Below are 13,500 nucleotides of genomic sequence, written 5' to 3' on the forward strand. Positions count from 1 at the left end.
ACATATGAGAAAGTTAAAAAAATCCGTGATATTAGGGCTAAGTATAGCTGCATTAGGAGTAAGTACATACAATGTAAGCAAAACATACGCGTTAGAAAATCCAAAGAGCTATGTAGCTCAAACTAATGAGGCAAGAAGTAGTGAAGTAGGGGTAAAAGATGAAGATGAATTAATATCAGCTCTAAAAGATCCTTCAGTTCAAAAGATAATATTAAAAAATAACATAAAAATATCTAAACAAGAAAATCAAACAAAAATCAAAGTAGAAGGTAAATCAAAAGAAATAATATCTGAATCGTCAACTAATAAATATACAATATCATCTATAGGTAATAAAGACAGTGAGGCTTGTATTTCATTTTATCAAAGCGCATCTATAAAAAATGTAAATATAGATAACGTTGAAATAATAGGATGGGATCTAAATATAGAGAATTCAAATATTAAAAATACTAGTATTAGAGCAAATTACATAAAAAAATGTACTATAGAAAATAGTGCAATGAGTACAGAATGGCTAGACGATAGTAAATTAATAAACACACAAATAGATGAAAGAAAACTTGATTCAGATGCTAAGATAATAAATGTAGATATAGACAATACAAATACAGATTTAAAATATGATGAAAGTACAATAATTGTTGGTAATGAAAATCTAACTTTAGAAAATGTAAATATAAAAAATAAATATGGAAAAGGAATAAAAATAGAGGGTAAATCTGATGTTGTTATAGAAGGCGATGTAAAAATAGAAACAAATAAAACAGAAGCCATATCGTTAGAAGGTTCTTCAAATGACAATAAATCTAGACTATATGTAAATGGAAAACTAAAACAAGTAGGAGATACATATACAATAAAAGCTAAAAATGATGGAGATTATACTGAGGTATATGATAAATCAAATATATTATCAAAAGGATTAGATAGTGGAGGTAGCGGATACTATAATACATCATTGAGAACAGGAAATACACCTAAACTACCAGATTCAAGTATGGAATTAACAAAGGAAGTATCAACAGATGATGAATTAGTGGCAGCATTAGAAAATCCAAAGGTGCAAGAAATAATAGTATTAAATGATATAGAAATATCTAAAAAAGAAATTTATAGTATGATAAAAATAGAAGGTGAATATAAAAAAATAGTAGGAAAATCATCAACTAATAAGCCAAAAATATCTTATAAATTTGATGCTTATATTTTTTTTGATGTAAAATGTAATAAAGGATTAGACATAACTAATATAGATTTTAATAGCATTAGGATGAATTCTGATAAGGTTTATATAGAAAACTGTACTATAGAAAATGGTATAGCAATGACAGGACAAAGTATAAAAAATAGTACAGTAGTAAATTGTAGTATAAGTGCAGTTAATATAGAAAATTGCAAATTGATAAATGCACAAATAGATGTAAGTAGACTAGATTCAGATGTAAAAATAACTAATGTAGATATAGATAATACAATGACGAAATTAGTTGATTATGCAAGTACAATATGGGTGTCTAATGAAAATCTAACTTTAAAAAATGTAAATATAAAAAATAAAAGTGGAAGACCACTAAGCATACAAGGTAATTCTAAAGTTATTATAGAAGGGAATGTAACAATAGAAACAAATAAAACAGAAGCTATTTTATTAGAAATGGATTATACAAAACAAATGGCTAGACTATATGTAAATGGAGATTTAAAACAAATAGGAGATACATATACAATAGTGTCTAAGCAAAGTGGAGTTTATACAGAAGTATATGATAAAAATAATATATTAAATAGTTCTATGGATAAGGATGGAACAGCGTATTATAACACTATAAATAGAGTAGGATCTGAACCCAAATTACCTGAAAACAATAAAAATGGTTGGAAGCAAGAAAATAAAGTATGGTATTACTATAAAAATGGAATAAAGAGCAAAGGTTGGCTAAAGGATGCTAACAAATGGTACTATCTAGGTGAAGATGGTAAAATGCAAACAGGCTGGAAAATGGTACATGGAACATGGTATTACTTAAATGGTAGTGGAGCAATGGAAACAGGATGGAAAAACTTAAATGGAACATGGTACTACCTAAGACCAAGTGGAGCAATGGCAACAGGATGGGAAAAAGTAAACGGAACATGGTATTACTTAAGATCTAGTGGATCTATGGCAACAGGATGGATAGATTTAAGTGGAACATGGTATTATTTAGATGGCAGTGGAGCAATGAAAACAGGATGGCAAAAAATATCAGGTAAATGGTACTATATGTATGGAAGTGGAGCAATGGCTAAAAATACAGTAATAGATGGATGGAAAATAAACTCAAGTGGAGTTGCAACTAAAATAAAATAATAAACTAAATATCCCCTATATAAAAAATACTTTATATAGGGGATATTTTTATTAATTTTCAAACTAAAATGTTGAATTTTGTAGAATAATGAGGTTAACATGCATATAATAGACTAACTATAAATCAACTTATAGTTATTAAAATTTAATAAAGAGGTGTAAGTATGGGATATTTAAAATCACAATCATGTAAAGGGAAAAATTATTATAAAAAATCAAAAAAATCTCATAGTAAGTCAAACCAATCAAACAGCAATTCATATAGTGCAAGCCAATCTCAAGACAATAACTCATATAGTGCAAGTCAATCTCAAGATAATAACTCATATAGTACGAGCCAATCTCAAAATAGTAAATCTTATAGCTATGGATATAGTGATATTAATGTTGGAGATAGTTACAGTTATAGCTATAGTTACAGTTACAGTAGAGACTTATAAAATGATTGACTGAAGATGTTTATAAATGGATAAACATTATGAGCGAGGAGAACAAATAAATAATTACACTATAATAAAAATTATTGGAGAAGGTAGATATGGGATAGTATATCTTGCACAGGACAAAGATCTGAACAAAGTTGTAATAAAACAATTAAAAGAAGATATGCTAGAAAAATACCCTAAAAAAGTATTTTATGAAGCAAATATTATGCAAAATTTAAATAACCCTCAATTTCCTAAACTTATATCAACTTTTAAAAATAATAATACACAAGGCTATATAATGGAATATATCGAAGGTAACAACTTTGAAGATTTAGTAGTGAGACATGAATATGAATTTTCAAGAAAAGAAATATATACCATTGCTAATCAACTTATATCAATTATGAAGATATTACATGAAAATAATATAGTTCATAGAGATATAAGACTCCCAAATGTAATAGTTAGAAAAAATGGTGAATTAGTTTTAATAGACTTTGGATTAGCTAGATATATAGACAATAAGAGGTATTTAAAAGAAATAGATTATTGGTATTTAAGTGATTTTTTAATTCATTTGTATTATACATCATATTACCCTGAATCAGAAATAGATGAAGAAAAGCCATGGTTTGAAGAATTAGATTTAAATCAATATGAAAGAACTTTTTTAAAAAAACTTATGGGTATGGATGGGGAATATAATAATATAGAAGAGATTGAAAATGACCTTAAGATTATCAGTAGTTTAATTTAATTTTTCTATAAGCCATGTATTTATACATGGCTTGTATTATATCAGTATATAGGTGGTTAAAAATATGATAAATTCAAACGGTATATTGAAAATTTATGAAGATTCTTTTAGAACAAATATATATACCACTAGGCATTTTAGAAGGATAGGATTAATAGATGTAGATATTAAATATTTTTATTCAGTAGAAAGAGTTACACTCGCATTTTATAGTTCATCAGGGACTAACAATGGAAAAACTAAAGGGTTATGGTATCCTATTTTAGGAATAAAAACTAGAAATGGTAAATTTACTGAGTTTACACCTTATTTAAACTTTGTATTAACTGACACAACAATAGATGGATTTGCTAATAAAGGATGGCTTGCTAAATCTTTATTTTTCGCTAGTAAACGTCCATATTATAAAAAAACATTAGGATTTTCAAATGGTAGATATTATGAATCTCTTTTTTATATAGGCCAAACACTAAAAGATTTAACACAAAAAAATAAATTTTATTCAATGCCATCTTTAAAACCTAAAACTTTAAATAAAATATTAACATCTGAAGAAGTTTATATTGGTAATAAATGTAGCCAAAAAGAAAATTTTGAAAGATTCATTCAAGATATATTCGAAGAACATTAAAAATTTATATATTATATATTTAATAAATAATATGAGTATAAAACAAATATCTCATATTCAGTTTTAATAAAAAAAGAGTTAATTTCTATACGAAGTATAACTCTTTTTTATTATCAAAAAAAGAAAGTAAAATGTAAAAATAGTAGATAATACAAAGAAAAAAAGGAGATTTTATAGAAAAAGCAGTTATGTTGTAGTAGAATATTTAAAGTAAGGGTTAAAAAAGGAAACAAAGAAGTAAAAGGAGAGATTGGATGAATAGACGTAAAAGTATTATAATTTTAGCTATTATAATGATAGCTATGAATTTTGGTGTAGTAAAATCTAACGCTGCTGAAAAGATTACATATATAAACGGGGTATTATTAGTAAACAAGCAATATGGCCTACCTAAAGATTATAATCCAGGTGAAAACAGAGAAGCTAGAAATGCTTTTGAAAATATGAAAAGAGAAGCTGAAAAAAATAGTTTACAATTAAATGCATTTAGTACATTTAGGAATTATGCTTATCAAGATAGATTATACAACAACTATGTAAAAAGAGATGGACAAGCAAAAGCAGATAAGTACTCTGCAAGAGCAGGATATAGTGAGCATCAAACGGGACTTGCATTTGATATAGGTGGAAGCAATTCTAGCTTAAATGCATCTCAAAAATTTGCTAATACAGCAGAAGGTAAATGGCTTAGAGACAATTCATATAAATATGGATTTATACTAAGATACGATAAAAATAAAGAACACATAACAGGATATATGTATGAGCCATGGCATTTTAGATATGTTGGGACAGACTTAGCTAAAAAGATATATAATTCAGGATTATGTTTAGAAGAATATTTAGGAGTATACAAAAATGGATGGTATCAAGCTGATAACACATGGTATTATTATACAGAAAATAAGCCAGTATCAGGATGGAAAAAATCATCAGGCAAGTGGTACTATTTAAATACTAATGGACAAATATCAACAGGATGGAAAAAAATATCAAACAAATGGTATTACTTTAATATAGATGGAGATATGGAAACAGGATGGAAGCAAATATCAGGTAAATGGTATTACTTCAATGCAGATGGAGATATGGTGACAGACTGGAAGAAAATATCAGATAAATGGTACTACTTCAATGCAGATGGAGATATGCAAATAGGATGGAAGAGATTATCAGATAAATGGTACTACTTCAATGTAGATGGAGACATGGAAACAGGATGGAAGAAGATATCAAATGAATGGTACTACTTCAATGCAGATGGAGATATGGTAACAGGATGGAAGAAAATATCAAATGAGTGGTATTACTTCAATACAAATGGAGACATGGTAGCAAATACAGTTATTGATGGATGGGAAATAGACTCAAATGGAGTTGCTACTGAAATAATAAACAATCAATAATATAAAATAAAGCTATTGCAAAATGATTATGGGAATCACTTTGCAATAGCTATTTTAATATATAAAACCAAAACTACTATTATAAATGTGACTATCACAAACTAAAGTAGATTTAGTACAATAAATTTTTACCTAAATAGCATTATCATTATATTCTTCAAACACTTCTTTATTAATAGAATTAATATGAGACATATAAAGCTTTGTCTCCTTAACAACAACAGGCATAAGTAATATCAAGGCAATTAAATTTGGAATAGCCATAAGACCATTAACTATATCTGCAATTATCCATACCATTTCTAATTTCAAGAAAGAACCTAAAAGAACCATCAAAACAAATACTAATCTATATCCTTTTATACCTTTAGTACCAAATAAGAACTCAAAACATCTTTCTCCATAATAACTCCAACCAAGTATAGTTGTAAAAGCAAATAAACTTAAGCTAAGAGTTAAAAATAAAGGACCTACATTAGGAAGTACACTTTCAAAAGCAGACTGTGTCATAAGAGCACCGTTTAAATCTCCAGTCCAAACCCCTGATAATATAATAGAAAAACCAGTAAGTGAACATATAATTAAACTGTCTATGAAAGTACCAGTCATAGAAATAAGACCTTGTTCTGCTGGCCAATTAGTTTTAGCAGCCGCAGCAGCAATTGGGGCACTACCAAGTCCTGATTCATTTGAAAATACACCACGAGCTATACCATTTCTAATAGCCATAGCAACACTCGAACCTAAAAAACCACCTACAGCAGCCGTTGAATTAAATGCACCATCAAATATAAGTGTAAATGTAGCTGGGATTTTATTAAATGAAGTAAATACAATTAATAAACACATAAAGATATATATACCAGACATAAATGGAACTATAGCTGTTGCCACCTTAGATATATTTTGAATTCCACCAAATATAACTAAAGCCACTATTAAAGTTAATATAATACCAGTAATTCTTGGATCTATTCCAAAGCTACCATTTATAGAATCTGTTATAGAGTTAACTTGAGTAAATGTACCTATCCCAAGTAATGCCACTAAAATACCACTTATAGCAAAGAATATTGCAAGCGGCTTATACTTTTGTCCTAGACCATTAACTATATAATACATAGGACCTCCAGATGTTTGACCATTTTCATCCTTAGTTCTATATTTTATAGCCAACACACCTTCAGCATACTTAGTTGCCATACCAAAGAATGCTGCAAGCCACATCCAAAATAGTGCTCCTGGTCCACCTACCTTTATAGCAGTAGCAACACCAACGATGTTACCAGTACCAACAGTAGCAGCAAGTGCTGTACATAGCGCTGAGAAACTAGAAATATCTCCATTTCCACTGTTTTCAGCCTTAAAAATTAATCTTAATGCAGTTGGAAGTTTAGTGATTTGTAAAAATCCAAGTCTGAAAGTAAATAAGATACCAGTACCAACTAATAATACTAGTAATGGTGGTCCCCATATAAATGAGTCCACAGAGTTTAAAACATCAATTAAATTCATAAAGAACACCCCTTGTATCATTGTTTAAGAAATTAAACAATTTAAAATTTTAAGCTAAATAAATCTTTGGAGTAAAATGAATTAATTGACAGGAATGAAGAAATAAAGTTTATCCTTAGAAAATAACATTTAAACAAAATCATACTTTAAAAATCTTAGAATAAGATTAAACTTTGTAATACAATTAATTTTGAAATAAGATTTTGTTATAAAATAATAAAAGCTAAATCTAATATTAGATTTAGCTCTGGATAAACGAACGTACTATAAATGAGTACCAAAAAAGTACTAAAAAATAGTTTATAATCCCTGTCCTTTTGCCTGAGAGATTGAGCAGTATTGCCTTGCCCCTTCGGCGCCTATAATAGGTCTCTCCAGAGTTCCCTAAACTTTACAGTCCTACTTTAGAAAAAGTACCTGAGAGTGCGACTCCGTCGGTGTGTTAAAATTAACAACTCTTCTATAAAGCTTCAAACGGGTATTTAATTATGTTAGCATTATTCACTATCTATAATATTAAATAAACTAAAAAATGTCAACAATTTAATTCGTATTGACCACTAACAATTTAATGGAATATGGAAAAAATGTATATTTATTGCATATAAAATTATTTAAATTAGTAGATACTTCAAAATATATGTTAATATAATAATTATGTAAAACAATATGCTCATATGGGCAATCAAAGGAAGGTAATACGATGAAGAAGATATTAGTACTAGCAGAAAAACCTTCAGTAGGTAGAGATATAGCTAGAGTATTAGGATGCAAAAACGAAAAAAATGGATATATAGATGGACCAAAATATATAGTAACATGGGCACTAGGACATTTAGTAACATTAGCAGATACAGAAAGTTATGGTCAACAATACAAATCTTGGAATATAGATGATTTACCAATACTTCCAAAGTATTTAAAAACTGTAGTAATTAAAAAGACTAGTAAACAGTTCAACACAGTAAAAGCTCAAATGAATAGAGATGACGTATCTGAAATAGTAATAGCAACAGATGCAGGTCGTGAAGGAGAGCTTGTAGCTAGATGGATAATAGAAAAAGCACAAGTTAAAAAGCCATTAAAGCGTTTATGGATATCATCAAGTACAGATAAAGCAATAAAAGATGGATTTAATAAACTTAAAGATGCTAAAGAATACGAAAATCTATATTATTCAGCAATAGCAAGAGCAGAAGCTGACTGGATAGTTGGAATAAATGCAACTCGTGCACTTACAACAAAGCATAATGCACAACTTTCTTGTGGTAGAGTTCAAACTCCAACACTAGCAATGATACTTAAAAGAGAAAATGAAATAATGGAATTTAAACCTAAAAACTACTATGGAATAAATGTAATAGGAACTAAAGGTTCAAGTAGCCTTAAATTTACATGGGTAGATAACAAAAACTCAAGTAGTAGCTTTAACGAAGAAAAAGTAGATAACACTATAAAGAAAATAAATAACTCAAAAATAGAAGTAACAAAAGTAAATAAAAGTCATAAGAAAAAATATTCACCAGCACTATATGACTTAACAGAATTACAAAGAGATGCCAACAAAATATTTGGATACTCAGCAAAAGAAACACTATCAATAATGCAAAAACTATACGAGCACCACAAAGTACTTACTTATCCAAGAACAGACTCTAGATATTTAACTACAGACATAGTAGAAACATTACATGATAGAATAAAAGCAGTAAATGTAAGTGACTACTCAAGAGTATGCACAAAACTATTAAAAACAAAAATAAAAGGAAATAAATCATTTGTTGATGACTCAAAAGTAAGTGATCACCACGCAATAATACCAACAGAAGAAAGAGTATTCTTAGGTGATTTAAGTGATAAAGAAAGAAAAATATATGACTTAGTAGTAAAGAGATTTTTAGCAGTACTTTGTCCTCCATTTGAATATGAACAAACAAGTATAGAAGCTAAAATAAATGATGAAAAGTTAACTGCTAAAGGTAATAAAATAATATCTTTAGGATGGAGAGAAACGTACAAAGATAGCGATGATGAAGAAAGCTATGATAGTATACCAACAGTTAAAGAAGGAGATACGTTAGAAGTAGAAAAAATAAATAAAACTACTGGAAAAACTAACCCTCCATCATATCTAAATGAAGCTAGTTTACTTACACAAATGGAGAAAAATGGACTAGGAACAGTAGCGACAAGAGCTGATATAATAGAAAAATTATTTAACACTTTCTTATTAGAGAAAAAAGGAAAAGACATACACATAACATCAAAAGGTAAGCAATTATTAGAACTTGCACCAAAAGATTTAAAAACACCAGAATTAACATCTTCTTGGGAAAATCAATTAAATGATATATCAAAAGGAAAGTTAAACAAAAACAAATTTATAGGTGACATGAAAAATTATTCTATAGATATAGTAAAAGAAATAAAGCAAAGTGACTCTAAATTTAAACATGATAACTTAACTAAAAATAGATGCCCAGAGTGTGGAAAGTTCATGCTTGAAGTAAACGGAAAAAGAGGTAAGATGTTAGTTTGTGAAGATAGAGAATGTAACACTAGAAAAACTGTATCACAAACAACAAATGCAAGATGTCCAGTATGTCATAAAAGACTAGAACTTCGTGGAGAAGGAGAAGGAAAGACATTTGTTTGTAGCTGTGGACATAGAGAAAAATTAAGCACATTTAATAAAAGAAAATCAGAAGAAAAAAATAAAGCATCTAAAAAAGATGTAAATAAATATCTAAAAAATCAAAACAAAACTGACGAAAACTTCAATAATCCTTTTGCAGCAGCTTTAGCGAAATTAAAGAAATAAAAGTAATATAATGTCGTTTAAAGAAGTTGAAAATGAGGGAACTGTAAAATAATATAAAAAAATATGTAGAAATATAAAAAAATTACTCTTAAGAGTAATATAATATTAAAAAAACAGATGCTATAATAAAAGTATCTTAAATATATTTATATTTAATGAAAATTCCCAAAATTATTGTAAAAAATCATATTTCTTTTAGTTAATTTATTTTTAAATTTTTTACAAAAACTCAAAAACAGCTTCCGATTATTTCGGAAGCTATTTTTTTAGAAATTGACCAAGTCGTTGTCTACATGAAGTGTAGTGCCCATGAATTGGATTAAACGAAGCGGATTTTTTATATAAGCGTATCTTTTGGATCAATATTACCATTAATATTTAGTAACTCTTTTGCAAATATTTTTGATATATAAATACTAGATAACACCCTCATTATAATATCAGTAGCTGGTTGGGCATATATAAATCCATTAAATCCTAAAACAGCATTTAATATTAATAATAATGGTATATAAAGTAATCCTTGTCTAGAGATAGATAATATCATAGCAGGTACTGCTTTACCCATAGATTGAGCAGCAGTTGTTGCTATCATTTGCCCTCCTATAAAAGGTAATGACCATATTAATGCCCTTAATATTACTGTTCCCTTATCTATTACTTGAGGCTCTTTTGTAAATAATCCTATTAATATTGGGGAACTAATGGCAAATACTCCTAGTAGCACTATACCTATAATACAAGTTAATCTAGTACCTATTTTAATTACTTCTTTTGCTCTATTTAAGTTACCAGCCCCATAACTATAGCCTATAATAGGTTGGCACCCTGTAGAGAACCCTATAAATATAAATGTTCCTATCATCATTATCTTTGCAGCAACACCCATTCCTGCTACTGTTTGAGTTCCATACTTTATAGCTATATTGTTTGCTACTATAGTTGCAACACCCATTAATATTTGATTAAAAGATGATGGTAAACCTATTTTAAATATTTCGCCTAGTATCTTTTTATCAAAACTAAATAGCCTTAATTTTATCTTAAGAACAGTATTACCTTTTATAAAGCATGCTAAATAATATATAAACCCGACCAGATTCCCTATTATAGTAGCAAGTGCTGCCCCTGATACTCCAAGATTAAATTTAAAAATGAATATTGGGTCTAATATTAGATTAAGAATTGTACCTATTACCATACCCATCATTGATTTCACAGCATTACCCTCTGCTCTTAATAATTGACCAAATGCAAAATTACCAATTACAGCGATAGAACCTACAAGCATTATACTAACGTATTGATAAGTATACTCATAAGTATCACCGCTAGCTCCAAGAGATTTTACTAATGGCTTACAAAATGCTAAACCTAATACAGTTACAATTATTGCAATCATTAACAATAACCCTGCCGATATTGAAGTTGTTTTATTTGCTTGTTCATAATCTTTACTACCTAGACATCTTGAAATGTATGACGATGCCCCTGTACCTATAATACTTGCAATACCCATTAATAATATAAATATAGGTAGCGCTATATTAGATGCTGCCAATTGACTAGAATCACCTAGCATACCTATAAAGTATGTATCTACAAGATTATAAAATACCTGTACCATCATTCCCATAACCATGGGGATAGATAACTTGACTATTGCTTTATATACTGGTTCATTTGCTAATAAATCAATATTTTTTTCATTCATTTTTTGACCACCTTTCTTACTCTTTTATAGTATATTTTAGGTTACACTTGTTTCATAACCAGATATATTAAATAATCTAAAATAGAATTTATCAATAATATATATAAATGTGATACAGCAAGAAGTAATATGTATAAGTAAAAAATTATACTATAGGAGTATTAAAAATTAATACATAGAGTAATTTAAATTAAAGCCAAGTACGTATATAATCAATAGTGATAAAAAACTTAAACTCAAATTATCAATAGAAAAGTCTTATTACAAAAATCTTATTATGATATTGAAAACTAATTGTGCTTAGAATCAAAAAAATAACTTCTGAACTACCAGAAGTTATTTTTTTGTGCAAAAATAAAAATAACTATCATAAAACAACCTGTAGATATAATAGACTAATTTAAATAAATATTTATATTTACAGGAGGGTGTTTGTATTATGTCTAAAAAGAAAAAAATATGTGTAGTAGCTGCATCAGCAGTAATAGTAGCTCCAATGTTATTTACAACTCCAGCATCAGCATCATCAGTTTCAAATGGGATATTATCAAAAATAGAGAGGCAGCTGAGTGTGAATAAAATACTAAAAGATATAGAAAGACTATCAATGGAGGATGGTCAAAATAAAGATAACGCCAGAGTTACAGGATTTGAGGGAGAACATGAAGCGGCTAAATACATACAAAGCCAATTTAAAAAATTAGGACTAAACTCAGAACTTAAAACAGTAGATGGGATAGATGGATTTATAGATGAGGGGTCTTCATTAACAATAAATAATCAAAGTGTAACTGTAAAAACACTGACATACTCACAACCTACTAATCAAAAATTAGAAGGTGAACTTGTATATGCAAAAACTGGAACAGAAAATGAGTGTAAAGAAGCTAACTTGCAAGGTAAAATAGCACTTATACAAAGGGGTTCAATATCTTTTGCAGATAAAGCTAAAAATGCATACAACAATGGAGCAGTTGGAGTAATCATATATAATAATGCTAGTGGAATGTTAAATGGTACACTAGGTGAACTAAATGATAGTGTAGTACCAACAGTAGGTATGAGCTTAGAAGATGGAAAAGTTTTAGTAGATAAAGTAAATGCTGGAGAAAGTGTAAATGTATCTATGGAAGTTAACACTATAGTAAAACCAAATAGTTTTTCATACAATGTAGTAGGTGAATTACCAGCACATAAAAACGTTAAAAATCCTCAAACATTAGTAGTAGGAGCGCACTTTGATAGTGTAAGCTGTCCAGGTGCTAATGACAATGCAAGTGGTACAGCAACAATACTTGAATTAGCTAGATTAATATCACAACCAGAAGTTAAAAACAAACTACAATATAATATAAAATTTGTTGCATTTGGAGCAGAGGAAATAGGGCTAGTAGGATCTAAAGAATACGTAGAACAATTAGTACAATCAGGAGAAGCTGAAAATATAGCAGGTATGATAAATCTTGATATGGTAGGAGTAGGAAATCAAGTAGTAACATATAACATAGATGATAATGCATCACATAAAATAACAGATATAGCACACGAAAATATAAATGAATTAGGATATAAATTTGGAGGACACTTTAACTCAGGATCAAGTGATCATGCACCATTTGAAGCAGCAGGTATACCATCTGTATTTATACAATTTGACAAAGACCCATACTATCATACAGATGAAGATACATTAGATAAAATAGATCCTCAAAACATAAAAGAAACAGCAACATTAGTATTAAACATGCTTATGGATATGCAAGAAAAATCACCAAACAAACCTAATAAGCCAAATAAAAAGCAATTTAAAAATATAGAATTTGAAAATGAAGAAATGCCAAGTTTATAATTTAATAGGATATGTTAAATTATTCT

General features: G+C 28.5%; 9 protein-coding genes and 1 riboswitch. Of the genes, 7 read left to right on the forward strand and 2 right to left on the reverse strand.

Going from position 1 to position 13,500, the window contains the following annotated elements:
* The first annotated feature begins 4 nt into the window (after positions 1 to 4).
* The 5 genes from BLP75_RS18510 (at position 5) to BLP75_RS10060 (ending at position 5,575) form a co-directional block, all read left to right on the forward strand.
* On the forward strand, positions 5 to 2,353 hold the full coding sequence (locus tag BLP75_RS18510; protein ID WP_278335054.1) for a pectate lyase-like adhesive domain-containing protein: 2,349 nt from the start codon (positions 5 to 7) through the stop codon (positions 2,351 to 2,353).
* Positions 2,354 to 2,517: 164 nt separating this feature from the next.
* Positions 2,518 to 2,793 (forward strand): hypothetical protein, encoded by a 276-nt coding sequence (locus BLP75_RS10045; RefSeq protein WP_092725758.1) that lies wholly within the window; start codon positions 2,518 to 2,520, stop codon positions 2,791 to 2,793.
* Positions 2,794 to 2,818: 25 nt separating this feature from the next.
* Entirely contained in the window at positions 2,819 to 3,538 is a 720-nt protein-coding gene (locus tag BLP75_RS10050; RefSeq protein ID WP_092725760.1) for a serine/threonine protein kinase, read from the forward strand.
* Between the two features lie 64 nt (positions 3,539 to 3,602).
* Entirely contained in the window at positions 3,603 to 4,169 is a 567-nt protein-coding gene (locus tag BLP75_RS10055) for a hypothetical protein (RefSeq protein WP_092725762.1), read from the forward strand.
* A gap of 254 nt (positions 4,170 to 4,423) precedes the next feature.
* Entirely contained in the window at positions 4,424 to 5,575 is a 1,152-nt protein-coding gene (locus tag BLP75_RS10060) for a D-alanyl-D-alanine carboxypeptidase family protein (RefSeq protein WP_092725764.1), read from the forward strand.
* Positions 5,576 to 5,707: 132 nt separating this feature from the next.
* Here the strand turns inward: BLP75_RS10060 and BLP75_RS10065 are convergent, their stop codons facing one another.
* Complete coding sequence (locus tag BLP75_RS10065; protein ID WP_092725766.1) at positions 5,708 to 7,090, reverse strand: alanine/glycine:cation symporter family protein; 1,383 nt, start codon at positions 7,088 to 7,090, stop codon at positions 5,708 to 5,710.
* Between the two features lie 299 nt (positions 7,091 to 7,389).
* Positions 7,390 to 7,478, reverse strand: a riboswitch (glycine riboswitch).
* A gap of 315 nt (positions 7,479 to 7,793) precedes the next feature.
* On the opposite strand from BLP75_RS10065, the gene BLP75_RS10070 reads away from it, so the two are divergent.
* Entirely contained in the window at positions 7,794 to 9,911 is a 2,118-nt protein-coding gene (locus BLP75_RS10070) for a DNA topoisomerase III (protein WP_092725768.1), read from the forward strand.
* Positions 9,912 to 10,248: 337 nt separating this feature from the next.
* Here BLP75_RS10070 and BLP75_RS10075 read toward each other — a convergent pair whose 3' ends face one another.
* On the reverse strand, positions 10,249 to 11,625 hold the full coding sequence (locus BLP75_RS10075; protein WP_092725770.1) for an MATE family efflux transporter: 1,377 nt from the start codon (positions 11,623 to 11,625) through the stop codon (positions 10,249 to 10,251).
* A gap of 439 nt (positions 11,626 to 12,064) precedes the next feature.
* On the opposite strand from BLP75_RS10075, the gene BLP75_RS10080 reads away from it, so the two are divergent.
* On the forward strand, positions 12,065 to 13,474 hold the full coding sequence (locus BLP75_RS10080; protein WP_092725772.1) for a M20/M25/M40 family metallo-hydrolase: 1,410 nt from the start codon (positions 12,065 to 12,067) through the stop codon (positions 13,472 to 13,474).
* Positions 13,475 to 13,500: the final 26 nt, after the last annotated feature.

Source organism: Romboutsia lituseburensis DSM 797, from assembly GCF_900103615.1.
Taxonomy (GTDB): Bacteria; Bacillota; Clostridia; order Peptostreptococcales; family Peptostreptococcaceae; genus Romboutsia_F; species Romboutsia_F lituseburensis.